This is a genomic window from Nocardia sp. NPDC059177, from assembly GCF_042755165.1.
Taxonomy (GTDB): Bacteria; Actinomycetota; Actinomycetes; order Mycobacteriales; family Mycobacteriaceae; genus Nocardia.
The window spans coordinates 218096-242334 of record NZ_JBHZBX010000009.1 but is presented as its reverse complement, the minus strand read 5'-3'; the positions used below and the strand labels follow the sequence as shown (position 1 = coordinate 242334).

Genomic DNA, 24239 nt, shown 5'->3' with positions numbered 1-24239 from the left:
CGCGCCCCCCGGTTGGGGAGCGGGTGTGGGGTGCGTTCTGAGCCCTCTGGCCCCCCCCCCCTCCCCCCCTCCCATCGGCGGGACGGCCGCGAACCGCCGCTGCGCGGCGGGCCCCTCCTCGTGGTCGGGGCGTGCGTGGACCGTTAGCAGTGTAGGGCGTCGGAGCAGTCCGGCACTACCGCGCGTTGACCTTTTCCCGTTCCGGCGTCGGGTGCGGTTCCTCGGATTCAGACAGCCCGAACCGGTTGTGCAGGGCGACCAGTGGCTTGGGCGCCCACCAGTTCCAGCGGCCCATCATCCGCATGAGTGCCGGCGCGAGCAGCCCGCGGATGACGGTCGCGTCGCTGATCACCGCCAGCGCGCAGCCGAGGCCGAACAGCTTCATCATCGACACGCCGGAGGTCGCCACGCCGAGGAACACGATGCTCATCAGCAGCGCGGCGGCGGTGAAGATGCGGCCGGTGCGGGCCACGCCCATCGCGACGGCCTCGGTATTGCCGTCGGTCGTCTTGGGGCCGGCCAGCCATTCCTCGCGGATACGCGAGAGCAGGAACACCTCGTAGTCCATCGAGGCGCCGAAGGCGAGGCTGAACATCAGGATCGGCATGGCCAGGTTGAGCGTGCCGGTGGCGGTGAAGCCGAGCAGGCCGGACAGGTGGCCTTCCTGGAAGATCCACACCATCGCGCCGAAGGTGGCCGCCAGCGACAGCATGTTCAGCGCCAGCGCCTTCACCGGCAGCACCACACTGCCGGTGAACAGGAACAGCAGCACCAGCGTGGTGATCGCGATGAGCGCGCCGGCCAGCGGCAGTTTGCCGACGATCGCGTCGACGGAGTCCTGGTTCAGCGCGGCGGGGCCGGTGATCAGGGCTTTCGACGGCGCGGGGACGGCACGCAGGGTGTCGAGCTGGTCGGCGCCGGCATCGGAGTAGGGGTCGAGGGTGGTGCCGACCGACAGGAACGATCCGGCCTGCGCGTCCGACATCTCGGGCACGCCTGCGGCGATCCGCAGCCCGTTGCGATAGACGGCCGCGCTGCTGAGCACCGCGGGCACATCGGGCACCTTGGACAGCTCGCGGGCGTAGGCGTCCAGCTCGGCCGGGGTGCCACGGAACTCGGGCAGCACGATGGTCGCGCTCGAAGCCATATCGGCGTCGAACTGGGTGCGCAGCACATCGCCGACCTCGCGACTGGCCACCTCGGTGGGCAGCGAGCGGTCGTCCGGATAGCCGAACTGGACACCGAGGAACGGCGAGCCGAGCAGCAGCAGGAACGCGGTGGTCGCCAGTGCGATCGGCAGCGGCCGCTTCATCACCGCGACGACGAGCCGGTACCAGAACGTCTGCTGCGGTTCCTTTTCCTGGCGGGCAGGCCGCCGCAGCAGCTTGCGCAGCGGGGCGCGCAGGTCACCGGCGTTGATCCGGTCACCGACCAGGATGAGCAGCGCGGGCAGCACGATCACCGCGGCCGCGGTGGCCGCCGCGACGACCGCGATCCCGGCATAGGCGAACGACTTGAAGAAGTACTGCGGGAACACCAGCAGCGCCGACAGCGACAGCGCCACCACCAGCGCGGAGTACACCACCGTGCGCCCGGCGGTCTGGATGGACCGGATCACCGCCGCGGTCGGGGTGGCCCCGGCCGCGAGTTCCTCGCGATACCGGCTGACGATGAACAGGCTGTAGTCGATGGCCAGCGCCAGGCCGAGCGCGGTGGTCATGTTCAGCGCGAAGATCGACACGTCAGCCACCGAGGTCAGCACCCGCAGGATGCCGAGCGCGGCTGCGATCGCGAACAGGCCGATGGCGATCGGCAGGGCGGCCGCGACGACGCTGCCGAACACCAGCGCCAGCAGCAGGCCGGTCACCGGGATGGCGATCGCCTCGGCGATGACCAGGTCCTTGCTGATCTGGGTGTTGATATCGGCGAACGAGGCGGCCAGACCGCCCGCGCGAATCGTCACCGGCCCGTCGACCTGGATCTGTTCGGTGAGCTCGGCCGCGCGCACCGGCAGCTCGGCGTCGTCGCCTTCGATGCTGGCCAGGATGAGCGCCTGCTGGTTGTCATTGCTGACCAGCGCCTGCCGCAGATCGGGCCGCGCCTCCCAGTACGACTGGACGCCGCTGACCCAGTCGTGGGTGCGCAACTCGGCGATGGCCTGGTCGGCGGCCGCGCGGGCGGCGGGCGAATCGGGCCCGTCCGGGGCGGTGACCAGCAGGACGTAGTTGGGCTCGCTGCCCGGGAAATGCTCGCTCAGATACTGGCTGGCCTGCACCGAATCGAGATCCGCGGTGACGAATCCGCCCGATTTCATGTGCGAGTGCACGGTGGCGCCGATCGCGCCGCTCAACACCATCAGCAACAACGCCACCGCGACCACCAGGCGTGGCCGGGCCACGGCGGCGTGGGCGATTCTCGTCAACATCGTCGGGCTCTCTCTCGGTGAACGTCGAACGTCACCGTAGCCCGCCACGGAATCTCGCCGATACCACCTCGGGGCGGAGGTAGGCCGAGTACTATCTCCGCCCCTGGGTGGATGCCGGACCGGGCCGGGCCCGGCTACCGGGTGGACGTTCCGTCGAACGGTGCCTGCCCGGACCTGGCCGGGACAGGGTCGCCCGATTCGGTCGCGCACGGCACCGGACGCGGTCCGCATTCCGCCCCGGCGGGCGTGGTCATCGGGAGCTGCGCGAGTGCGAGGGCGATACCGCCGAGGACGGCCAGGCGATAGGTCATGCGGTCACCATAAGGCGCGCCATGGTGGCGGGGCAGACCGGAGTTCTTGGGGGCTAGGTGTTGTGGGCAGCGAGAATACGGCCACGGACCTCGCCGAGACCGATCGGTCGACCCGCTGTTCCGGGGGCGGTCGCGGTGATCGTCACCTCGTCGCCGTCGGCGAGGAAGGTCCTGGAATCATCGCCGACGACAACGGGTTCGGCTCCACCCCAGGATAATTCGATGAACGAGCCGCGCTGGTCCGGCTCGGGACCGGAGATGGTGCCCGAGGCGTAGAGGTCGCCGGTGCGGATCGAGGCGCCGTTGGCGGTGAGGTGGGCGAGCATCTGCGCGGGTGACCAGTACATGCGCGCATAGGGCGGCCGCGTGACGACCTCGCCGTTCCAGGCGACCGTCAGGTCGATATCCAGGCCCGCGTCGTCGGTTCCGTGCAGGTAGGGCAGCGGCACGGGGTCCTGGTCGGGCAGCGGCACCCGGGCGTGCGCGAGCGCTTCCAGCGGGGTGATCCACGCCGACAGCGAAGTGGCGAAGGACTTTCCGAGGAACGGCCCGAGCGGCTGGTACTCCCAGGCTTGGATATCGCGGGCGGACCAGTCGTTGACCAGGGCCACGCCGAATACGTGCTCGGCGAACGCTTCGACACCGACGGGTTCGCCCTGGCGTGACGGCGCACCGACGACGAAACCCAGCTCGGCTTCGATATCGAGCCGCTGCGACGGCCCGAACTCCGGTGGTGCCGTACCGATTCGGCGCTGTCCACTGGGCCGGATCACCGAGGTGCCGGAGACGACGATCGTGCCTGCCCTGCCGTGATATCCCACCGGCAGATGCCGCCAATTCGGCAGCAGTGGTTCGCTGTCGGGCCGAAAGAGCCTGCCCAGGTTGCTCGCGTGATCGATGCTCGCGTAGAAGTCGACGTAGTCGCCGATCTGTACCGGAAGTACTGTGCGGACCGAGTCCAGGTCGTGCACGGCATCGGTGGGCAGCGGAGTTTCAGCGAGTTCACGTAGCCGGTCACGCACCGCGCGCCAGCGGCTCGGCCCCTGGGCGAGAAAGGAATTCAGCTCACCGCGCGCGAACACCGGATCATCCAGTAGCACCGCCAGGTCGAGGACGGAATCAGCCAGCCGCACGCCGACGCGGAATTCGCCACCGGGCGGCGCGAAAACACCGTAGGGCATGTTCTCCGGCCCGAACAACGAGTCCGCCGCGACCTCGACGCGCACCGTCGCGCCGCTCATCGAGCGCTCTCCGGGCCGCGGCCCGACCAAGTCCAGGCATAATCGGGATCCTCGCAGGCCAGCGCCCCTTCGCCGAGCAGCAGCGGCCGGAAGGTATCCACCATCACCGCCAGCTCGTCGAAGAATTCCGCCCCGATACTGCGCTCGTAGGCGCCCGGCTGCGGTCCGTGCGCGTAACCGCCCGGATGCACCGACACCGACCCCTGCGTGATGCCCGAACCCTTGCGGGCCGCGTAATCACCGCCGCAATAGAACATGATCTCGTCGGAATCCACATTGGAGTGGTAATAGGGCACCGGGATCGAAAGCGGGTGATAGTCGACCTTGCGCGGCACGAAATCGCAGATCACGAAATTGACCGCCTCGAAAGCTTGATGCGCCGGCGGTGGCTGGTGCACGCGGCCGGTGATCGGCTCGAAATCGCCGATATCGAAACGGTACGGATACAGGCAGCCGTCCCAGCCGACCACATCGAAAGGATGTGTCGCGTACAGCATTCGGGTGCCGACCACTTCGCTGCCCGGCCGGTGTTTCACCAGAACTTCGATATCGGTGCCGTCGGCGAGCAGCGGCTCGGTGGGGCCGTGCAGGTCCCGTTCGCAATAGGGCGCGTTCTCCAGCAGTTGCCCGAATTTCGACAGATAGCGTTTCGGTGGCGTGATGTGACTGGACGCCTCGATCACATACGTGCGCAGGGGTTCTTCGCCCACCGGCAACCAGCGGTGCGTGGTGGCGCGCGGCATGATCACCTGATCGCCCTGGCCGACCGTGAGCGCACCGAACACGCTTTCCACCACGGCCGCACCGGATTCCACATAGACCAGCTCGTCGCCGATCGCATTGCGGTACAGCGGTGACGCGCCCTTGGCGACCACATACGAGATCCGCACATCGGCATTGCCGAGCAGCAGCCTGCGACCGGTCACCGGGTCGGACGCGGCCGCGGTATCGCCGGGGAACAGTTCGGGCAACCGCAGATGCCGGTGGTGCAGTGGATGATTCGGGGTCAGGGTTTGGTCGGGGAGTTTCCACACCGTCGCGTCGACGATCGCAGGTGGCAGGCCGCGGTGATAGAGCAGCGAGGAATCACCGGAGAACCCCTCCTCGCCCATCAGCTCCTCGTAATAGAGGTGGCCGCGATCATCGCGGTGTTGCGTGTGCCGTTTCGGTGGCACCGCTCCCACGCGCCGATAGAACATAGCGCACACCTCCCGCTGAGCAGGGCGGATAGTCCTGCCACCACGGTACCGCTGTGGGGGTGGTCAGTCGGTGAACTCGGCGATGACCGGGGCGTGGTCGCTGGCGCCTTTGCCTTTGCGTTCCTCGCGGTCGACGTGGGCGTCGGTGACCTGGTCGGCCAGGGCGGGGGAGGCCAGGACGAAGTCGATGCGCATGCCCTCCTTGCGGGGGAAACGCAGCTGGGTGTAGTCCCAGTAGGTGTAGACGCCGGGGCCGGGGGCGAAGGGGCGCATCACGTCGCGGTAGCCGGTGTCGAGCATCGCCTGGAAGGCGGCGCGCTCCGGGGCCGAGGTGTGGGTCTTGCCCTCGAACAGTTCCGGTGCCCACACATCGTCGTCGGTGGGGGCGATGTTCCAGTCGCCGACCAGGGCGATCTTCGCCGCCGGGTCCTCGGTCAGCCAGCCGCTCGCCTGCGCACGCAGGGTCGAGAGCCAGGCCAGCTTGTAGGTGTAGTGCGGGTCGTCGAGCGCGCGGCCGTTGGGCACGTACAGGCTCCACACCCGCACCCCACCGCAGGTCGCGCCGATCGCCCTGGCCTCGACCACTGGTGAATCGAGCAGCGAAGCTCCGGCGTTCTTGTCGAAACCGGGCTGCTCGGGAAAGGCGGTCTCGACGTCGTCGAGGCCGACCCGCGAGGCGATGGCGACCCCGTTCCACTGGTTGAGCCCCACATGCGCCACCTCGTAGCCCGCGGCGTCGAACTGCTCGAACGGGAACTGGTCATCGCGGCACTTGGTTTCCTGGATGGCCAGCACGTCGATGTCGTGCCGGTCCAGAAACGCCGTCACCCGGTCGACGCGGGAGCGGATCGAATTGACGTTCCACGTGGCCAGACGCATGGGTCAGGTCCTTTCCGGTCCAACACTGGGCGGGGCGGTGTAGCGGTAGGTGTGGTGTTCGAGGAAACCCAGGTCGCGGTACAGGGCGAGGCCGGCGGCATTGCCTACCTCCACCTGGACGTAGGCGTGGGTGGCGCCGTGGTCGGCGCCCCAGCGCAGCAGTTCGGCGCACAGCAGCGCGGCCAGGCCGTTGCGGCGGTGCGCGGCCGCCACCGCGACACAGGTGAGGCCGACCCAGCGGCGGCCGTCGGGGGCAGTGGTCACCGCGCCGCGGCCGATCGCCAGTGGTTCGGGCAGGCCGAGGGCGGCGAAGCCGAGGGCGCCGTCCTGGACCGCGGTGAGGACCGAGCGGTCCGGCACGCGCACCGCCGGGTCGACCGGGATCTCGCCGCGATAGCGGTGCGCCGTCAGCCAGCCGTCATCGGGGGCATCGCTGATCCGCACCATCGACGGGCCTTGCGGCAGCACGAAATTCGCGATGTCGAGCCCGAGGACGACGGTCTCGCTCCAGGTGTTCCAGCCCGGCGGGACCGGTGCGAGCCGGTCCGGCAGTTGCAGCAGCAGCGGCAGCCCGTGCTCGGTGTACCAGTCCGCGATCTTGTGCATGGTGTCGATGGAGAGCACCGCGGGCATGCCGGACTCACCCAGTGGCACCGCCGAATTCGCGCGCCCGGTGTAACCGTTGCCCGCGCGCACGAGCCAGCCGTCGATCCACCCGTGCGTGTGCCCCGGCCAGGCCGCGGCCGCCGCCGCCTCCAGGTACCTGATCTCCTTGGTCCGGATCGGCCTGGGCCCCAATGCTTTCAGCGCGACGACCTTCTCCGCGGCGACCGTCACCAGCTCCCCGTCGGCGGTCCGCACCGACGGCGGGGTCATCGAGACCAGTTCGCCGATCACATCGGTGAGCGGCTGGGGATAGCCCTCGGGGAGCTGGTACCGCATGACTACGCGGCGACCGAGTGGGATCATCGTTCCCGGCCGCCTCGGCCTGGACTGAGCGGAGGGTGCGACGAAGGAGTGCCCGGAGGGAGGGAAGGCCGAGGGAACAGGCCGGGAACGCGCGGCGCCAGCCGCCATGTCTCAGTCATGGCCGAAGGGGTCGGGGACGGTGCCGGGGATCCAGCTCAGGCCCGGTGTGCCCCAGCCGTTTCGCTTGATGGCCTTCTTGGCGGCGCGGGCGTTGCGGCCGATCAGCACGTCGACGTAGAGGAAGCCGTCGAGATGGCCGACCTCGTGCTGCAGCATCCTGGCGAAGAAGCCGGTGCCCTCGAGTTCGACCGGCTCGCCGTTCTCGTCGGTGCCGGTGACCTTGGCCCAGTCCGCGCGGCCGGTGGGGAACTGCTCGCCCGGCACGGACAGGCAGCCTTCCTCGTCGTCGTCGGGATCGGGCATGGTCTCGGGGATCGCCGAGGTCTCCAGCACCGGGTTGACCACCACACCCTTGCGGCGGATCGGCGTGCCCGCGGCATCGAAGTCGGGGCAGTCGTAGACGAACAGCCGCTTGCCGACGCCGACCTGGTTGGCCGCGAGGCCGACACCTTTGGACTCGGCGAGCGTGTCGTACATGTCCGCGATCAGCGGGGCCAGCTCCGCGGGCGTCTCCGTCACCTTGGCGGTGGGGTTGTGGAGAACGGGGTCACCGACGATCACGATCGGGAGAATTGCCATGACGGCCATTATCGCCGGTTGCGCGTCCGCGCGAGCGGCGGCCCCTGGTGGCCCGCGACACCCTGCTGGCCGCCGGTCAACACGCCGGGACATCACTCGGACGATCCGGTAGCCGCATGGTTGAATGATCCGCGACGTGCAAGCGTCATTTTTCATCTCGTGATACTCGGCGAGGGAGCAAGATGGACGGCGCAGCGGCTCGCAATATCGAGGAATCGTCGGTCGAGGACGAGACCGGCCTGAGTCGCCGTGAGCTCGACATCCTGGACTTCGAACGCAAGTGGTGGAAGTACGCGGGCGCCAAGGAAGACGCGATCCGCGAACTGTTCGCCATGTCGGCCACCCGGTACTACCAGGTGCTCAACGCGGTCGTGGACAAGGAAGAAGCGCTGGCGGCCGACCCGATGCTGGTCAAGCGTCTGCGCAGGCTGCGGGCCAGCAGGCAGAAGGCCCGCGCCGCCCGCCGACTCGGTTTCCAGGTCTGACATGAACCTCACGCACTCGACGATGCGACTAGGGTTGCGCGGGTGAGCAACCCGAATCCCACCCCCGGCGGCCCACCGCTGCGCGCGCTGGCGATGGTGTTGATCGCGCTGGCCATCGTTTTCGCCGGCCTGGGTGCGATGTCGCTGTCGAACTCCGAATCCGGCGCCACCGACGCGGCCGAGCAGACCGAGACCACCACCTCCAGCGCGGTCGCGCAGGCGCCGGTCAGCTCCGCGGCCCCCACGACCACCAGCACGGCGGAATCGACGACGACTTCCGTCGCGCCGACCACCACCACCTCGGCCACGCCGACCACCACGCCGACCACCGCGGACGGCGTGGACCAGAGCGTCCCGGTGCGGGTACTGAACAACAGCCTGGTGGCCGGTCTGGCCGCGCGCACCGCGAGCGAACTGACCTCCGCGGGCTGGAGCAATGTCAGCACCGGCAACTACAGCGGCGCCAACCTGACCACCACCACCGTCTTCTACGGCGGCGGCAGTGGCGACCGGGCCGCGGCCACCGAGATCGCGCAGGAGATCGGCGCCACGGTGGCACCCAAGGAAGGCGACACGTCGCCGGGTGTCGTGGTGGTACTGACCGGTCGCTGAACAAGGCTCGGCACGCGGTGCCGGGTGCGGTCCCGGCGCTGTGGCATCATCTTGAGCGGTACAGCCCTGTCCACGAAGGAGAGTTTCCCGATGGCCACGTCGACCACTCGTCGCCCGTCCTGGCGCACTGTGACCCCGGTTCTCGCGGTCGCCGTGTTCGGGCTCGCTGCCTGCACCAACAGCCAGGAGTCGACCGACGTCAAGGGGACCACGCCGCCGGTGTGGACCAGCTCGCCCGCCCCCGCGGGCAGCGCCGAAGGCGGTCACGGCGGCGGCCACGGCGCGCCGACCACCGAGGCCGAGGACCACGGCACGCCTGCCGCGGGTGGCCTGAAGGCCGAGCTGAAGAACGGTTCCGGCGCCTCCGTCGGCACCGCGACCATCGCCTCCGAGGGCGGCCACCTGGTCGTCACCGTCGAGGCGCACGGCCTGCAGCCCGGCTTCCACGGCCTGCACTTCCACCAGAACGGCACCTGCGAGGGCGATTTCAGCTCCGCCGGTGGTCACCTGCAGGTCGGCGCCGCCAACGCGCATCCGTCCAGCGGCGACCTGGCCTCGCTGCAGGTGCTCGGCGACGGCACCGCCAAGCTGGTCACCCAGACCGACGCGATCACCCTGGACCAGGTCAAGGGCAAGGCGCTGATCGTGCACTCCGGTCCCGACAACTTCGGCAACATCCCGCCGCGCTACACCCGCGAGGGTGGCACCGGCCCGGACGAGACCACATTGTCCACCGGTGACGCCGGCTCGCGCGTCGCCTGCGGCGTCGTCGGTTAGCGAGACGCGAATGGCCGGGGCGATCCCATCGGTGGCGTTCCACGGATCGCCTCGGCCCACGATCGGGATCGAATGGGAGATCGCGCTCGTCGACAAAGTGTCGCGCGATCTGTCCAATACCGCGTCGGCGGTCTTCGATGCCGTCGGTGATCGGCGGGCCCACGACGGGACGCCGCAGGTCACCAAGGAATTGTTGCGCAACACCGTCGAATTGGTGACCGGTGTGCACGACACGGTCGGCGGGGCGGTCGAGGATCTGCGCGACACCATGGACGCGGTGCGCCGGGCCGCCGACCCGCTCGGCGTCGACCTGTTCTGCGCGGGCACCCATCCCTTCGCGCCGTGGTCGACCCAGCAGCTCACCCGCTCACCGCATTACGACGAGCTGATCGAGCGCACCCAGTGGTGGGGCCGCCAGATGCTGATCTGGGGCGTGCATGTGCACGTGGGAGTCTCGCACCGGGACAAGGTCTTTCCGATCCTGAACTCGTTGCTGCTGTCGTATCCGCATCTGCTCGCGCTCTCGGCGTCCTCGCCGATGTGGTCCGGTGACGACACCGGTTACGCCAGCAATCGCGCGCTGATGTTCCAGCAGTTGCCGACCGCCGGGCTGCCGTTCCAGTTCGAGAACTGGGGCCAGTTCGAGGGTTTCGTGCACGACCAGCTCAAGACCGGGGTGTTCGAGCAGCTCGGCGGCATGCACTGGGACATCAGGCCCGCGCCCAAGTGGGGCACGATCGAGGTGCGCGTCTGCGACGGGCTGTCCAGCCGGGCCGAACTGGCCTCGGTGGCCGCGCTGATCCACTGTCTCATCGTCGATCTGGAGCGCAGGCTCGACAACGGCGAGGTCCTGCCGACACTGCCGCCGTGGCATGTGCAGGAGAACAAATGGCGGGCCGCGCGCTACGGGCTCGACGCCATCGTGATCGTCGACGACGACAGCAATGAGCGTTTGGTCACAGACGATTTGATGGATCTGCTGACCAGGCTGGAGCCGACCGCCAAACGGCTGGGCTGCGTCGACGAACTCGCCGCGGTCGCCGATATCCCGCGCAATGGTGCCTCCTACCAGCGGCAACGTCAGGTCGCGGCGCGATCACAGGGCGATCTCGTCGCCGTGGTCGACGCGCTGGTTCGGGAGCTCGATCAGTAGCGTTCAGCTACTCGGCGGGCCGGTGTTCACCGGCCGTTTACGATGTTTGGATGCTTGTCGAACATCCGCGCATCGTGGCGGGGGATGGGTCCCTGCGCTCGCGGTTGCGCGAACCACGCACACTCGCGGTGCTCGCGATGTGCTCGGTGCTGGCGCTGCTGATCGCCCTGCAGGTCGCGGCCTGGATCAACGACTTCGACGGACCGCTGGCCAGCCTGGCCCGCGACTACATCGGCACCCCGAAATCGATGTCGGTGCCGTGGGCTGGTCTGCTGCTGGCGCTGGTCGGGGTGAACGCGCGACGCCGGCTGTTCGCGCTGGCGGCCGCGATCGGGATCGACGCGGTGTGGGGCGCGCTGCGGCTGCTCGACGGCAATCCGTTCACCGTCGGCAACGGGCCGACCATCGTGCTGACCGCGCTCGCGGTGACCGCGGCGGTGCGCTGGCAGGGCCGCGAACGCAGTGACGCGCTGAAGGCCGCGGCGCTGGGCGCGCTGCTGGTGCTGGCCACCAAGGTCGGCGATGTGTGGTTGCACGTCACCTCGGCGGTGCACCCCTCCGTACTCGACGAATATCTGGTGCTCGCCGATCACGCGCTCGGTGACCCGTCCTGGGTGCTCGGGCGGGTGCTCGATGTGCTCGGGCCCGAGGTGTACGCGGTGCTGCACTGGGTTTATATCGAGCTGCCGGTGGCGGCGATCGTGGTCGCGGTCTGGCAGTTGCGCCGGGTGGTGCCGAGCGGGCAGTGGCCCACCCATTACCTGGTCCGTACCTTCCTGGTGCTCGGGCTGGTCGGGCCGGTGTTCTATGTGCTGTTCCCGGTGGTCGGCCCGATGTTCGCCTTTGGCGCGGCGGGCGGCGGTTTCCAGGTGGGCGATTTCTGGCCGTCGATGCTGCCGCCGATCAACCACAGCCCGGCCGCGCTGCCCTTCGACGCGTTCACCCCGCGCAACTGCATGCCGTCGATGCACACGGCGTGGGCGCTGTCACTGTTCATCCACACCCGCCGCGATGTCGACGGGTCGCGGGCGCCGGCCTGGCTGCGCTGGGGCGGCGCGTTCTGGCTGGCCGCGACGGTGGCGGCGACGCTCGGATTCGGCTACCACTACGGCGTCGACCTGGTGGCCGGTGCGGTGCTGTGCCTGACCGTGGAGTCGGCGCTGCGGGCGCCCGAACGCGGCTGGGGGATGTTCCGGGTGCGGCTGGTGGCCTTCGGCGCGGTGGTGTTCGCGGGCCTGCTGCTGGCTTACCGCTATCTCGCGGTGCCGATGGCGGAGTATCCGGTGGTGGCGGGCGCGATCGTGATCGGGCTGCTCACCGCCGTCGCGGTCGCCTTCCACGCCACCTGGTTCGCCACCGCCCCGGCCACTGCGGCACACCCCAACACCTCGACCGAACCCGCTCCAGCTACCTGACGACGGATTCCCGGCCGCCTCGCATCCGAGGGGCGAGACGTAACGGCGAAGCCGGAGTATCGCCCCTCGGATGTGAGGCCCTCAGGGCCGGGAATCCCGCGGCCCCGGCCGCAAATCAACCCTGCGCTGTTCGCGGTAAGCCGTGCGGCCGATGAGGTGGGCGATGACGGGGGCGGTGATGATGGTGAACAGGCCGGTGAGGACCAGCATCCAGACGTTCACGTCGTCGCGGATGTCGATGCCGGTGCCGACCAACACCAGCATCAGCCCCACCACCTGCGGTTTGGTCGCGGCGTGCATGCGGGTGAGGGTGTCGGGGAAGCGCACTATGCCCAGGGCCGCGGTGAACGCGAACGCGCAACCGGTGAGGATCAGGACCGCGGAGACCCACTCCCAGAAGCTCATCGGTCGTCCCTGACGCGGAAGCGCGAGACCGCGGCCGACCCGAGGAACCCGACCAGCGCCAGTGCCACGATCGCCGGGATGACGGTGGTGTCGTCGCTGTAGGCGGCCCAGACCGCCAGCCCGGAGGCGGCGATGGCCATCAGCGAGTCGATCCCGACCACCCGGTCCAGGGTGCTCGGGCCTGCCAGCACCCGGTAGCTGGTGATCACGGCGGCGGCGATGAGCAGGATGCCGGCGAGTACGGCGACGACGGTCACGACTGCACCTCCGGGGCGGGATGACGTTCGCCGGGGCGTTCGAAGGCGTTGATCATCAGGCGCTCCAACCGGCGGGTGACACGATAGAACTTCTCGACGGCCTCGTCGCTGCCGACATCGAGGACGTGCACGTAGACGACATTGCGTGGCCGATCCAGCTCCAGCACCATCGTGCCGGGAATGAGATTGAGTAGATCGGCACACATCACCAGCACCAGATCGGACTGGATGTCCAGGTGCACTCGCAGCACGCCGGAGACCGGTGGGCCGGCCCGGCGGATACCGAACCAGGCCACCTGCAGACTCGACTCGAGCGCGTAATAGGTACCGACGACGATCAATTCGAGAAACGACAGCGGATGGAAGCGCCCGGTCACCGGCACCAGCGGCAGCGGCAGCGCGAACACCACCACCAGCGCGACCACCAGTCCGGCGACCAGATTGGCGATGGACAGATCGCCCCACAGCGCCACCCACACGGCGGTCAGCCAGATCAGCACACCGACGCGAAGTGCGTTGTCACGGGTGATCAAGGTGCTCATCGCGGCTCCGGTCCCAGTACCGAGTCGATGTAGACGGCCGGATCGTGCAGGTCGTCGGCCGCGCGTTCGGCGATGCCGAGCACCGGCCCGGCCAGCACGGTGAGCGCGAGCCCGGCCACGATCAGGCTGATGGTGGCGACCGTCATCAGGACCGGCATACGGCCGGGATCGGTGCGGTCCTCGTAGTGCACATCGGTCGAATCCTCCACCAGCGTAGGCAGATTCGCGGCCGTGAGATGACCCTCCGGCGCCTCCTCGCGGGGCCGCCAGAACGCCTTGCTCCACACCCTGGCCACCGCGTACAGCGTCAGCAGGCTGGTGACCACCGAGCCGCCGACCAGCGTCCAGGCCAGCACGCTGCCGTCGGCCGCGCCCGCCTCCAGCAACGCCACCTTGCCGATGAATCCCGAGAACGGTGGGATACCACCGAGATTCAGTGCCGGGATCAGGAACAGGATGGCCAGCAGCGGACTGGCCGCGGCGAGCCCGCCGATGCGGCGCAACGACACCGACCCGGCCTGGCGTTCGATCAGGCCGACGACCAGGAACAGCGCGGTCTGCACCAGGATGTGGTGGGCCACGTAGAACACCGCGCCGGTGAGCCCGGCGGTGGTGGCCAGCCCGATTCCGAACACCATGTAGCCGATATGGCTGACCAGGGTGAACGAGAGCAGCCGCCGGATATCGGACTGCGCGATCGCGCCCAGGATGCCGACCAGCATCGTCACCAGGCCGCTCACCAGCAGGATGTCGTCGAAGGCGCCGTCGGGGAACCACAGACTGTGCGTGCGGACGATCGCGTACACGCCGACCTTGGTGAGCAGACCGGCGAACACCGCGGTCACCGGCGCGGGCGCGGTGGGATAGGAGTCGGGCAGCCAGCTCGACAGCGGGAACACCGCCGCCTTGATCCCGAAGGCCACCAGCAGCACCGCGTAGCAGGCGTTGCGCACGCCGTCGGGGGTGGCGTCCAGGCGCACCGCGAGCTGCGCGAGATTCAGAGTGCCGGTGGCGGCGTAGGTGACGGCGATGCCGATCAGGAAGATCAGCGAGGACACCATCGACACCATCACGTACGCGATGCCGGTGCGGATGCGCGCCTCGGTCGCGCCCACGGTGAGCAGCACGAAAGAGGCCACCAGTAGCACTTCGAAGCCGACGAACAGGTTGAACAGGTCACCGGCCAGGAACGCCTGCGCGACCCCGGCGGTCAGGATCAGGTAGGTGGGCCGGTAGATCGAGGTGGGCTGGTGCTCGTCGCCGTCGGAGATGTTCTGGCCTGCACCGTAGATCGACACCACCAGCAGCACGAACGCCGACACCAGCAGCATCGCGGCGCTGAGCCGGTCGACCACCAGGGTGATCCCGATCGGTGTCGGCCAGCCACCCACCTGTATCGCGGTGGTGCCGTCGCGGTCGGCCAGATACAGCAGCAGCGCGCTGATCACCAGCACGCTCGACAGCGCCAGATGCGAGATCAGCGACTGCAAGCGGGGGCGGCGGCCGAAGACCAGGGTGGCCGCGGCGCCGAGCAGCGGCACCAGCACCGGCAGGGCGGCGATGGCTCCCAGCAGCTCGGGGGACAGGGTCACTGTTCGGGATCCTCGCGTTCGCGGGCGGTGATCTGGGTGTCCTCGGGGTCGTTGCTGACGTCCTCGGTGGTGGTCAGCATGTAGGAGCGGTAGGCCAGCGCGAGCACGAAAGCGGCCAGGCCCATGGTGATCACGATGGCGGTGAGCACCATCGCCTGGGCCAGCGGGTCGGCCATGCCGGTGGGGTCGGTGTCGGAACTGCCCAGGACCGGCGGTTTCCCGTCGGGGCCGCCCATGGTGAGGATCAGCAGGTTCACCGCGTTGCCGAGCAGGATCATCCCGAGCAGCATCTTCGACACCACCCGCTCGAGCAGCAGATACACCCCGCACGCGGTGAGCACACCGATGACGATCAGCAGAATCAGGTTGGCAGTCATGACAATTCCTTGTCCAAGCGGGCGCCGAGGCTGCGCAGCACGTCGAGGACCAGCCCGACGACGACCAGGTAGACGCCGAGGTCGAAGAACGTCGCGGTGACGAGCTTGAGGTGGCCCAGCAGCGGCAGCGTGACCTCGACGATCGCCGAGGACAGCGGCGGCGCGCCCAGCAGCAGCGAGGCGGTCGCGGTGCCCGCGGCGAGGGTCAGGCCGGCGCCGAGCAGATGCCCGGCGTCGACCGGTAGTGCCTCGCCGAGTTCGTAGCGGCCGCCGGCCAGATAGCGCAGGGTCAGCGCGAGACCGGCGATCAGGCCACCGGCGAAGCCGCCGCCGGGGGCGTTGTGACCGGAGAAGAAGAAGTAGACCGACAGCATCATGATGGTGGGGAAGATCAGCCGGGTGGTGATCTGCAGGACCATCGAGCGCTCGCGCCGGTCGACCAGGCGGGCCGCGGGCAGCCAGGTCACCGCGTCGGGGTCGTAGTGCGGGGAGTCGGCGGCGCGCGGCGCGCTGCCGAACCGGCGGCTGCGGAACACCAGCGAGGCGACGCCGGTCGCGGCGACGACCAGCACCGAGATCTCGCCGAGGGTGTCCCAGGCGCGGATGTCGACCAGCAGCACATTGACCGCGTTCTTGCCGCCACCGACCCGGTAGGCCGCGTCCGGGATGGCCCGCCAGATCGGCTCGCTGGTGCGGGCCGCGGTGGCGAAGGCGGCGAGCACCGCGACGGTGACGCCGACCCCGATCGCCAGCAGTGCCCGGCGCACCTTGAACGCCGTCGCGTGATCGTCGGCGATCTCGGCCGGGAACGCGCGCAACACCAGGACGAACACCACCAGCGTGAGGGTCTCGACCAGGAATTGGGTGAGTGCGAGATCGGGTGCGCCGTGCAGCGCGAAGATCACACCGCAGCCGTAGCCGGTGACGCCGACGACGAGCACGCTGGCCAGCCGGTTGCGCAGCACCGTGGCCGCCAGCGCCATCGCCACCATGATCGCCCCGACCCCGGCCTGCAACGGCGAATCCCACAGCCGCAGTTCGACTCCCGTACGGGTACCGAGCGCGAGCAGCACCGTCGGCAGCACGATCAGGGTGCCGAGGATGGCGGCCTGGCTCGCCGGCAGCGAGCCCGACTGCACCGTGCCGGTGATCCGCATCGATAGCCGGTCCATCGCGCGCAGCGCGGCGTCGTAGCTGCGGTCGGCATTGCCCAGGCGTGGCCGCGCGGGTTCGCCGATCCTGCTGCGGATCAGGTACAGCGCGATACCGGCGGCGACGATCAGCACCGTCAGCATCAGCGGCCAGGTGAGGTCGTGCCACAGCGCGAGATGGGTGTCGAGGACGCCGGGCAGCGTCGAGGCGTACGGGCTCAGCCAGCGGTCGACGGACTGGGTGTCCAGGCCACCGGCGAGGCCGGCCACGGCCAGCAGCGCGGGCGGGGCGAGCAGCAACGGGCCCGGCGCGTGCCAGCTCGTCGCGCGGTCCGGATCGCCCGATCCGAAAGCGCCCCGGACGAATCGGATGCTGTAGGCCACGGTGAACGCCGAACCCAGCGCGATCCCGGCCAGCATCGCGAGGCTCACGGGGGTGCTCAGATTCTCCGCCGACCACACCGCGGTCAGCGCGGTCTCCTTGCCGACGAACCCGAGCAGCGGCGGCAGACCGGCCATGCTCAGCGCGGCGGTCACCGCGATCGCGCACAGCACCGGCGCGCGTCGTCCGAGGCCGGACAGTTCGCGCAGATCCCTGGTCCCCGCACCGTGATCGATGATGCCGACCACCATGAACAGGCACGCTTTGAACAGTGCGTGCGCGACCAGCAGGGTGCTGCCCGCCAGTGCCGCGTCGGGGGTGCCGATCGCCATCATCGTCATCAGCAGGCCGAGCTGGCTCACCGTGCCGAAGGCCAGTACCAGTTTCAGGTCGTGCACCTGCATGGCCCGCCAGCCCGCCAGCAGGATCGAGGCGATACCGAGCGGCAGGATCAGCGCGTGCCACGGCGGGGTCTGCGCGAGCGCGGGCGCCAGCCGGGCGACCAGGTAGATGCCGGCTTTCACCATCGCGGCGGCGTGCAGGTACGCGCTCACCGGGGTCGGCGCGGCCATTGCGCCCGGTAGCCAGAAGTGCAGCGGCACGATCGCCGATTTGCTCAGCGCCCCGATCACCACCAGCACCACGCCCACCGAGACCGCGGTTCCGGTCGGCGGGGCGGCCGCCGCCAGCAGATCCGAGAACAGGAAACTGCCGTAACGCAGCCCCAGGATGACGATCCCGACCAGCATCGCCAGCCCGCCCGCCCCGGTCACCAGCAGCGCCTGGATCGCCGCGCGCCTGCTGATCGCGCGTTCGGCGTAGTGGCCGACGAGCAGGAACGACAGCACGGTGGTGATTTCCCAGAACACGTACATCAGCAGCATGTTGTCGCTGACGACCAGCCCGAACATGGCACCGGCGAAGCCGACCAGCTCCGCGGCGAACACCCCGAGCCGGGCTTCGGCGCGCTCGAAATAGCGTCCGCAGTAAGCCAGGATCAGCGCGCCGATACCGAGCACGAGCGTGCACATCACCGCGGCGAGGGAATCGAAACGCAGATCGATGTCCATCGAGATCTGCGGGGCCCAGCTCAGCTGGGTGCGAATCGTGCTGCCCCACTGGGTGATCACCCAGCCGAGACTGCCCAGCGGGACCAGGGCGAGGAGATAGAAAGCGTTGCGTCCCAGGACTCGTACGCACAGCGGGGCCAGCAATGCGGCCAGCGCGTGGGCGAGTAGGACAGCGAGCAAACTCCCCCTCCGTCTGATCGGTAGCGGTCTGATAGCGCGTGGTCGATCCTACGGGCGATCACGGCCGTCGGCGCGGCACCGACGATGTCGCGTCGGCCATGTCGCGGGTAGCGCGGCTATTGCTCGGCGGTGACCGGTGCCGCGGCGGGACGGATCCGGAACAGCAGCGCCAGGCCGAGCGCGACACCGACGGTGATGCCCAATGCGGCGCGACCGGGGATGCTCTCGGACACCGGGGTGCCGCCGACCGGCCAGTTGCGCAGCTCGGTGGGGATCACCCACAGCACCGTCGGCAGATACAGCGCGCCGAGTCCGAGGACCGCGCTGGGCAGATAACTGACCCGGATGGCACCGAAGGCGTACCCGGCGATGAACGCCAGCAGCGCGGTGCCCAGCGTCCAGCTCGCGGTGAACGGCAGATACTCGTCGACGGCCGCGTACCCGCACAGCACCCCGGCTCCGAGCAGCACCAGCCACGGCGAGGACCAGCGCAAACCGATCAGCGCGCCGGCGGCGGCCAAGCCGAGCACCGCGACGATGGTGACGCCCATGTGCCGTGCGTCGGCCAGCGTATCGGCCGAGGCGGACACGGCGACCGCGAGCATCACCCAGGCGCCGTCGCGCGCGGGCAACAGCAACGCGGCGACGAACGCGGCGAGCACCGTGGCACCCGCGGCGGCGGCGATCGGCCAGGAATTGCCGCCGCGCCCGTCGAATTCGTCCGCGAGCCATTCCGAGGCCAGCAGCACCGACAGTGCCAGCACGGTCGCGGCCACGATCGGGGTGATCGGCAGATCGGCGGCGATGCGCGGCAGCGCGGGCAGCATGACGCCGTGCCGGTGCCGCAGGGTGTTCACCACCAGCAGCGCCACCGCGACCACCAGCAGCCAGGCCGGGGTGCGCGCCGCCTGCTCGGCGGTGGGGGAGTTGGAGCTGAACACCGAGATCACTTCGCCGTACACGAAGACCGTCACCGTGCCGACCGCGTAACCGACCGCGGGCCAGCGCCTGCGCAGCGCGCAGACACCCAGCGCGCCGAAGAGCGCACCGCCGCTGAGCGCGTCGATGTAGTTCTGGGTGGTGAGGATGTCGGCGTCGGTGATGTTGCGCCCGATGAAGTAGTTGATCGCCAGTACCAGTGCGGCGAGGGCGGCGGTCAGCCAGACCAGGCCGGGACGGTTGAGCGGGCGCACCAGCACCGCCACCACCACGGCGACGATCAGCCCGAGCGCCGCGGCCCGCGGCACACTGTTGACCAGACTGGTGACCCGGTAGGGCGAGTCGATCGCGGTGGCGGCGCTGAAAGTGAACGGCAGGAACAGCGCCGTCCCCGCCGCGACGGCGCCCGCGAACGCCGTAGCCACGTCGATCCCATCCCCAACTTTGGGCACCTTGACGACGATAGGCGACGACACTGCGCTGAGCTGGGATATCGTCCCCGACCGTCAGGCGCGGCTTTCGGCGTAGCGGCGCAGGGATTCGACCTGGGTGGGGTCGAGGGAGGGGCGGACGGTGCGGCGGGCGGTGGCTACGTCGGCGGCGGTGACGTCGGCCGCGGTCATGTCGCGGCGCAGGGCCGACAGGGCCGCTTCGCGGAGCAGGGCCGAACAGTCGGCGGCGGAGTAGCCGTCCAGGTCGGTGGCCAGGGTGGCCAGGTCGACGTCATCGGCGAGTGGCACCGAGCGGCCCGCAGTGCGCAGAATGTCCAGGCGCGCCTCGGCGTCCGGCGGTGGCACGAACACCAGGCGTTCGAGGCGGCCGGGGCGCAGCAGTGCCGGGTCGATCAGTTCGGGCCGGTTGGTGGCCCCGAGGACGACCACATCGCGCAGTGGTTCGACACCGTCGAGTTCGGTGAGCAGCGCCGCGACCACCCGGTCCGACACCCCCGAATCGCTGCTCTGCCCGCGGCGCGGCGCCAGCGCGTCGACCTCGTCGAGGAAGATCAGCGACGGCGCCGAATCGCGGGCGCGCTGGAACAGTTCACGCACCGCCCGCTCCGAGGAACCGACCCATTTGTCCATCAGCTCAGCGCCTTTCACCGCGTGCACACTGAGCTGGCCGGTGCCGGCGAGGGCCCGCACCAGGAAGGTCTTGCCGCACCCGGGCGGGCCGTAGAGCAGCACACCGCGCGGCGGGTCGATGCCGAGGCGGGCGAAGGAATCGGGGTGGCGCAGCGGCCAGAGCACCGCCTCGGTGAGCGCCTGTTTGGTCTCCACCATGTCGCCGACATCGTCGAGATCGAGTGAGCCGATCGCCAATTCCTCTGTCCCCGAACGCGACAGCGGGCGGATCACCTCCAGCGCGCCGAGCAGATCGTCCTGGTTCAGTTCCGGATCGGCCTGTTCCCGGCTGGCCCGCCCGGCCGCGCGCACCGCCGCCTCCCGGCACAGCGCGGTCAGGTCGGCGACCACGAAACCCGGTGTGCGCGCGGCGATCGCGTCGAGATCGAGCGTGCCTGCGGGCACCTTGCGCAGCAGCTGTTCCAGCAGGGCCCGCCGCACCGCCGCCGTCGGCAGCGGCAGGGCCAGCTCACGATCACAGAGATCGGGGGCGCGCAGCCGCGAATCCACCTGTGCGGGATGGGCGGTGGTGACCAGCAGTGCGACACAGGGCGCGCGCATCGCGGCCCGCAACTGGTCGAGGATGAGCGTGGCGACCGGCTCGGCTTCGACGGGCAGCAGCGCGTCGATATCGGTGATCAGCAGGATGCCGCCCTGCCCGGCGGCCACATCGGCGACGGCTTCGGCGACCGCGCGCAACCTGCTGCCGCTCTCGGTCGCCCCCACACCAGGCCCGTCGAGTTCCACCAGGCGACGCGGCGCGGCGACGGCCCTGGCCAGGGTGGCCTTGCCGACCCCGGCAGGCCCGGTCACCAGCACCCCGAGATGCGCGGGCGCGCCGAGCGTCTTGAGCAGTTCGGGTTCGTCCAGGGCCAGGCTCAGCCATTCGGCCAGCTTGCCCGCCTGACCCTGCACCCCGGCCAGATCCTCCAGCGGGATCGGCGCACTGCCCGAACTCACCGACGGGCCGGGCGGCTCCGGCAGTTCCGGGTCGCCCTCGCGAGCCACCGCGTGCAGTGCGGCAGCCGGGCCGCTGCCCCAGTTGACCGCCGAATTGGGTTGCACGCTCACCGGTCCCGGCATCGGCTCGATCCCGGTGACGGTGAGCAGCTCGGTCGTCCAGGCGATACCGAAGGCCCGCGACAGGGCCTGGGTGGCCGCCGCCGAACTGATGTCGGGCCCGAGATCACGCGGCAGCAGCGACACCGTGTCACCCACGGTCACCACCTTGCCCAGCAGCGCCTGGCGCAGGGTCGCCGCCGGCACGCTCGCGGTCGCGTGCGCCGAACCGCTCAGCGAGATCTGCTTGGCGCCGTAGACGGTCACCGGGGCGATGGTCACCGCCGCGTTCTCCCGCAATCCCACATTCGACAGCGTCACATCATCGAGCAACGCCACCCCCGGCGGACTGCCCGCGGGCGCCTTGGCCACCACCGCCGCGGTCCGCCGCGCGCCGATCAAGGCGATACCGTCCCATTCGCGCAGGCCGAGCGCGGTCAGCGTCTCGGGATGCAACCGCACCACCCCGCGCCGGGCATCGGCCGCCGAGGGATTGAGCCGGGCGGTCAGCGAAAGTTCAGCCACCGTGCCATTCTGCCGGATCATCAGGAATCGATTGGCTCATGGCAAGGCCGATGTCGGTACAGTGCACCGAACACGCCGGAGGTGCCGGCGCACGATCTACCCGGGGAAAGCAGCAGATGAACCGAATCTCCCTAGTCGTCCTCGCCGCCGGGGCGCTCACCCTGACGTTGGCCGGCTGCGGTTCCGGCGACGACTCCACCGATGCCAACGGGCTGCGCAAGGGCACCCCGTCGGCCAGCACGAGCGCGCCGGCGACCACCACCACCTCGGCGGCCCCGACCACGGCCGGCGCGGCCACCATGACCTGCGCCGAGTTCAAGGACCTCGACTCCACCGGCGAGAAGCAGGCCATCGAAGCGATCCTGGCCGCCAACCCCGGCGGGCCGTTCGAAGGCAGCCCCAATGTCGCCCTGGGCACCGCCAAGCTGGTCTGCCTCGCGCCGGGCAACGCCGACAAGACCGTCGCCGAGGCCGCCGGGCTGAAGCCCTGAGGCTCAGTTGATCAGGGACTGCCAGTTCGCGGGCACCCGGTCGGCCGGTCCCGGCACGGACTGACCGATCGGGTGACTGGTCGGGGCCGCGAGCTCGGGACCACCGCTGTACACCTCGCTGGTGGTGAAATTCCAGAACCAGTCCTCGCCGGGTTCGTAGCTCTGGATGAACGGATGCCCGGTCGAGGCGAAGTGCTTGGACGCGTGCCGGCTGGGTGAGCTGTCACAACAGCCCACATGCCCGCACTTCGCGCAGCGCCGCAGATGCACCCACCACCCACCGGCCGCGCTGCACTCCGCACACCCGGGCCCACTGGGCGCCGCACTCACATCGATCCCGTCCTCAGACATACCGACCTCCGTAATGTTGGCGGCTGGTGCCGCGGTTCTGTGTCTATTGGCGGCCGGGGCCGCGGTTCTCGGCCCTTAACCGCCGTCTCTTCCCTCCCTACGGGCACTCCTTCGTCGCACCCTCCGGTCAGTCCAGAGACGACGGGCGGGCCGAGAACAGGGCGTTTGCGGTCCGCGTCATGGGCTATTACTCACCCGATTCTGCCTGGGGGTTCAATGGGAGCCGGACGAGGAACCGCGTGTTGCCCGGTTCGGATTCGACCCGGATGTCGCCGTGGTGTTTGTTGACCACGATCCGGAACGAGATGTCGAGGCCGAGGCCGGTGCCGTCGCCGACCGGCTTGGTGGTGAAGAACGGTTCGAAGATGCGGCCGCGCACCTCGGGGGCGATGCCGGGGCCGGTGTCGCCGATCTCGACGACGGCGCAGTCGTTCTCCCGGTAGGTGCGCACGGTGAGCGTGCCATCGCCCTGCATGGCGTAGACCGCGTTGTCGATGAGGTTGGTCCACACCTGGTTCAGTTCGGCGGCGAAGCAGGGGATCGGCGGCAGGCCGCGGTCGTAGTCCTTCACCAGCTGAACGCCGTCGCCGAGTTTGCGATTGAGCATCACCAGCGTCGAGTCGAGCAGTTCGTGCAGGTCGACCACCTGATACGGCGCGCGATCCATCTGCGAGTACTGCTTGGCGGCGCCGACGAGGGTGGAGATGCGGGTGGTCGAGTCGGCCACCTCGTTCATCAGCAGCTCGGTCTCGATGGTGTAGTTCAGCCAGCGGATCGCGCCCTCGAACACCTGTGCCCGGCAGGATTCCAGCGTCGCGTGCACGCCTTCGAGCCAGTCGATGTCCAGGCCGGCCTGGACGAAGGTGGGGGCCAGGTTCCAGCCGTCGGCGATGCCGTTGGCCTCGAACCAGTCGGCCAGCACGTCCTCGCGGTCGGCCGCTTCGAGCGGGCTCAGGTCGGGGGCCTTGGCGACCTGCTCGGCGGCCTGTTCCTGCAACTCGACCAGCTGCACCAGGGCATCGGCCGGGAACTTGCCCTCGGCCATCATCTTGAGCTTGTGCCGCATACCGGCGACGCGTTCGCGCAGTCCGGCGGTGGCCCGCACCGCCGCCGCGGCCGGGTTGTTGAGCTCGTGGGTGAGCCCGGCCGACAGCGAGCCGAGCGCGAGCAGCCGTTCCCGCTCGGCGATCCGCTGGGTGGCCTTCTGTCCGCCGAAGAACGCGCCCTCGAGCAGATGCACCGCCATCGGGAACCAGTCCTGGACGATTCGCGCGAAATCGTCGGCGGCGAGCACCAGGAACCGCGAACGCCGCGTGACATACATCGATCCGGCGTAGTCCTGGCTCACCCGATCACCGAGGTAGGCCATCCACGCCCCGGCGTACACCCCGCGGTGATCGGTCCGGTTGACCTCGATCTCGATGCCGTTGGACAGCTTCGTCAGCCGGACCTCGCCCTCGATGAGCACATAGAAGCAGGTCGCCGGGTCGCCCTCGTGGTAGACCGGGCCCGGATCGATGTATTCGATCCGGCCGACCTCACACAGCTGGGCGAGCTGGCTGTCGTCGAGCTTCTCGAACAGGAACAGCGTGCGCAGTTCCTCCGGATCGCAGATCAACCCCATGGTCACTC

The 24239-nt window shown here is 69.5% G+C and carries 23 protein-coding genes; 6 read left to right on the top strand and 17 right to left on the bottom strand.

The genetic code is table 11. The features are described from left to right. Window positions 1-175: 175 nt before the first annotated feature. From ACFXK0_RS14765 to ACFXK0_RS14735, 7 genes are all read right to left on the bottom strand, one after another. A complete protein-coding gene (locus ACFXK0_RS14765; RefSeq protein ID WP_379410683.1) occupies window positions 176-2425 on the bottom strand; it encodes an MMPL family transporter in 2250 nt (749 codons plus the stop codon). 134 nt (window positions 2426-2559) lie between these two features. Continuing rightward, window positions 2560-2736, bottom strand: a complete 177-nt coding sequence (locus ACFXK0_RS14760; RefSeq protein ID WP_379410682.1) for a hypothetical protein — start codon at window positions 2734-2736, stop codon at window positions 2560-2562. A 53-nt stretch (window positions 2737-2789) separates the two neighbouring features. Further along, the gene (fahA, locus tag ACFXK0_RS14755; RefSeq protein WP_379410680.1) at window positions 2790-3977 is read right to left on the bottom strand and encodes a fumarylacetoacetase; all 1188 of its coding nucleotides are present in this window, start codon (window positions 3975-3977) and stop codon (window positions 2790-2792) included. After that, window positions 3974-5176, bottom strand: coding sequence for a homogentisate 1,2-dioxygenase (locus ACFXK0_RS14750; protein ID WP_379410679.1), 1203 nt, complete (start codon window positions 5174-5176; stop codon window positions 3974-3976). The genes fahA and ACFXK0_RS14750 overlap by 4 nt, the downstream gene beginning before the upstream one ends. A gap of 63 nt (window positions 5177-5239) precedes the next feature. Further along, entirely contained in the window at window positions 5240-6055 is an 816-nt protein-coding gene (locus ACFXK0_RS14745) for an exodeoxyribonuclease III (RefSeq protein WP_379410678.1), read from the bottom strand. A gap of 3 nt (window positions 6056-6058) precedes the next feature. Further along, window positions 6059-7024, bottom strand: coding sequence for a GNAT family N-acetyltransferase (locus ACFXK0_RS14740; RefSeq protein WP_379410676.1), 966 nt, complete (start codon window positions 7022-7024; stop codon window positions 6059-6061). A gap of 111 nt (window positions 7025-7135) precedes the next feature. Beyond that, entirely contained in the window at window positions 7136-7723 is a 588-nt protein-coding gene (locus tag ACFXK0_RS14735; RefSeq protein ID WP_379410674.1) for a peptide deformylase, read from the bottom strand. 182 nt (window positions 7724-7905) lie between these two features. Between ACFXK0_RS14735 and ACFXK0_RS14730 the strand changes: the two genes are divergently transcribed. The 5 genes from ACFXK0_RS14730 (at window position 7906) to ACFXK0_RS14710 (ending at window position 12165) form a co-directional block, all read left to right on the top strand. Continuing rightward, on the top strand, window positions 7906-8208 hold the full coding sequence (locus ACFXK0_RS14730) for a DUF3263 domain-containing protein (RefSeq protein ID WP_379410673.1): 303 nt from the start codon (window positions 7906-7908) through the stop codon (window positions 8206-8208). Window positions 8209-8250: 42 nt separating this feature from the next. Next, complete coding sequence (locus ACFXK0_RS14725; protein WP_379410672.1) at window positions 8251-8820, top strand: LytR C-terminal domain-containing protein; 570 nt, start codon at window positions 8251-8253, stop codon at window positions 8818-8820. 90 nt (window positions 8821-8910) lie between these two features. Beyond that, on the top strand, window positions 8911-9597 hold the full coding sequence (locus ACFXK0_RS14720) for a superoxide dismutase family protein (RefSeq protein ID WP_379410671.1): 687 nt from the start codon (window positions 8911-8913) through the stop codon (window positions 9595-9597). 10 nt (window positions 9598-9607) lie between these two features. Next, window positions 9608-10750 carry a glutamate--cysteine ligase gene (locus ACFXK0_RS14715; RefSeq protein ID WP_379410670.1) on the top strand — a complete coding sequence of 381 codons (1143 nt, stop codon included), beginning with the start codon at window positions 9608-9610 and terminating at the stop codon, window positions 10748-10750. 137 nt (window positions 10751-10887) lie between these two features. Continuing rightward, window positions 10888-12165, top strand: a complete 1278-nt coding sequence (locus ACFXK0_RS14710; protein WP_379410711.1) for a DUF5933 domain-containing protein — start codon at window positions 10888-10890, stop codon at window positions 12163-12165. A gap of 81 nt (window positions 12166-12246) precedes the next feature. On the opposite strand, the gene mnhG is transcribed toward ACFXK0_RS14710, so the two are convergent. From mnhG to ACFXK0_RS14670, 8 genes are all read right to left on the bottom strand, one after another. Beyond that, window positions 12247-12570 (bottom strand): monovalent cation/H(+) antiporter subunit G, encoded by a 324-nt coding sequence (gene mnhG / locus ACFXK0_RS14705; protein ID WP_379410669.1) that lies wholly within the window; start codon window positions 12568-12570, stop codon window positions 12247-12249. Then, window positions 12567-12827, bottom strand: coding sequence for a monovalent cation/H+ antiporter complex subunit F (locus ACFXK0_RS14700; RefSeq protein WP_379410667.1), 261 nt, complete (start codon window positions 12825-12827; stop codon window positions 12567-12569). The genes mnhG and ACFXK0_RS14700 overlap by 4 nt, the downstream gene beginning before the upstream one ends. Beyond that, a complete protein-coding gene (locus tag ACFXK0_RS14695; protein ID WP_379410710.1) occupies window positions 12824-13357 on the bottom strand; it encodes a Na+/H+ antiporter subunit E in 534 nt (177 codons plus the stop codon). The genes ACFXK0_RS14700 and ACFXK0_RS14695 overlap by 4 nt, the downstream gene beginning before the upstream one ends. Window positions 13358-13365: 8 nt before the next feature. Then, on the bottom strand, window positions 13366-14961 hold the full coding sequence (locus ACFXK0_RS14690) for a Na+/H+ antiporter subunit D (protein WP_379410666.1): 1596 nt from the start codon (window positions 14959-14961) through the stop codon (window positions 13366-13368). After that, window positions 14958-15338 carry a Na(+)/H(+) antiporter subunit C gene (locus ACFXK0_RS14685; protein ID WP_379410664.1) on the bottom strand — a complete coding sequence of 127 codons (381 nt, stop codon included), beginning with the start codon at window positions 15336-15338 and terminating at the stop codon, window positions 14958-14960. The genes ACFXK0_RS14690 and ACFXK0_RS14685 overlap by 4 nt, the downstream gene beginning before the upstream one ends. Then, the gene (locus tag ACFXK0_RS14680; protein WP_379410663.1) at window positions 15335-18121 is read right to left on the bottom strand and encodes a Na+/H+ antiporter subunit A; all 2787 of its coding nucleotides are present in this window, start codon (window positions 18119-18121) and stop codon (window positions 15335-15337) included. The genes ACFXK0_RS14685 and ACFXK0_RS14680 overlap by 4 nt, the downstream gene beginning before the upstream one ends. Window positions 18122-18237: 116 nt before the next feature. Beyond that, window positions 18238-19512: a hypothetical protein gene (locus ACFXK0_RS14675; protein ID WP_379410662.1), complete on the bottom strand. Its 1275-nt coding sequence runs from the start codon at window positions 19510-19512 to the stop codon at window positions 18238-18240. A gap of 54 nt (window positions 19513-19566) precedes the next feature. Further along, window positions 19567-21786: an AAA family ATPase gene (locus tag ACFXK0_RS14670; protein ID WP_379410661.1), complete on the bottom strand. Its 2220-nt coding sequence runs from the start codon at window positions 21784-21786 to the stop codon at window positions 19567-19569. Window positions 21787-21881: 95 nt separating this feature from the next. Here ACFXK0_RS14670 and ACFXK0_RS14665 point away from each other — a divergent pair, with 95 nt between their 5' ends. Continuing rightward, entirely contained in the window at window positions 21882-22256 is a 375-nt protein-coding gene (locus tag ACFXK0_RS14665; protein WP_379410659.1) for a hypothetical protein, read from the top strand. Window positions 22257-22259: 3 nt separating this feature from the next. Here the strand turns inward: ACFXK0_RS14665 and ACFXK0_RS14660 are convergent, their stop codons facing one another. Further along, window positions 22260-22607, bottom strand: coding sequence for a UBP-type zinc finger domain-containing protein (locus ACFXK0_RS14660; RefSeq protein ID WP_379410658.1), 348 nt, complete (start codon window positions 22605-22607; stop codon window positions 22260-22262). A 187-nt stretch (window positions 22608-22794) separates the two neighbouring features. Next, entirely contained in the window at window positions 22795-24231 is a 1437-nt protein-coding gene (locus ACFXK0_RS14655; protein ID WP_379410656.1) for an ATP-binding protein, read from the bottom strand. Window positions 24232-24239 lie beyond the last annotated feature (8 nt).

Bases quoted from the DNA above. Each gene is read 5' to 3' on its own strand.
- ACFXK0_RS14765 (WP_379410683.1), bottom strand. From the start codon at position 2,425: ATGTTGACGAGAATCGCCCACGCCGCCGTGGCCCGGCCACGCCTGGTG.
- ACFXK0_RS14760 (WP_379410682.1), bottom strand. From the start codon at position 2,736: ATGACCTATCGCCTGGCCGTCCTCGGCGGTATCGCCCTCGCACTCGCG.
- fahA (WP_379410680.1), bottom strand. From the start codon at position 3,977: ATGAGCGGCGCGACGGTGCGCGTCGAGGTCGCGGCGGACTCGTTGTTC.
- ACFXK0_RS14750 (WP_379410679.1), bottom strand. From the start codon at position 5,176: ATGTTCTATCGGCGCGTGGGAGCGGTGCCACCGAAACGGCACACGCAA.
- ACFXK0_RS14745 (WP_379410678.1), bottom strand. From the start codon at position 6,055: ATGCGTCTGGCCACGTGGAACGTCAATTCGATCCGCTCCCGCGTCGAC.
- ACFXK0_RS14740 (WP_379410676.1), bottom strand. From the start codon at position 7,024: ATGATCCCACTCGGTCGCCGCGTAGTCATGCGGTACCAGCTCCCCGAG.
- ACFXK0_RS14735 (WP_379410674.1), bottom strand. From the start codon at position 7,723: ATGGCAATTCTCCCGATCGTGATCGTCGGTGACCCCGTTCTCCACAAC.
- ACFXK0_RS14730 (WP_379410673.1), top strand. From the start codon at position 7,906: ATGGACGGCGCAGCGGCTCGCAATATCGAGGAATCGTCGGTCGAGGAC.
- ACFXK0_RS14720 (WP_379410671.1), top strand. From the start codon at position 8,911: ATGGCCACGTCGACCACTCGTCGCCCGTCCTGGCGCACTGTGACCCCG.
- ACFXK0_RS14715 (WP_379410670.1), top strand. From the start codon at position 9,608: ATGGCCGGGGCGATCCCATCGGTGGCGTTCCACGGATCGCCTCGGCCC.
- ACFXK0_RS14710 (WP_379410711.1), top strand. From the start codon at position 10,888: ATGTGCTCGGTGCTGGCGCTGCTGATCGCCCTGCAGGTCGCGGCCTGG.
- mnhG (WP_379410669.1), bottom strand. From the start codon at position 12,570: ATGAGCTTCTGGGAGTGGGTCTCCGCGGTCCTGATCCTCACCGGTTGC.
- ACFXK0_RS14685 (WP_379410664.1), bottom strand. From the start codon at position 15,338: ATGACTGCCAACCTGATTCTGCTGATCGTCATCGGTGTGCTCACCGCG.
- ACFXK0_RS14670 (WP_379410661.1), bottom strand. From the start codon at position 21,786: ATGATCCGGCAGAATGGCACGGTGGCTGAACTTTCGCTGACCGCCCGG.
- ACFXK0_RS14665 (WP_379410659.1), top strand. From the start codon at position 21,882: ATGAACCGAATCTCCCTAGTCGTCCTCGCCGCCGGGGCGCTCACCCTG.
- ACFXK0_RS14660 (WP_379410658.1), bottom strand. From the start codon at position 22,607: ATGTCTGAGGACGGGATCGATGTGAGTGCGGCGCCCAGTGGGCCCGGG.
- ACFXK0_RS14655 (WP_379410656.1), bottom strand. From the start codon at position 24,231: ATGGGGTTGATCTGCGATCCGGAGGAACTGCGCACGCTGTTCCTGTTC.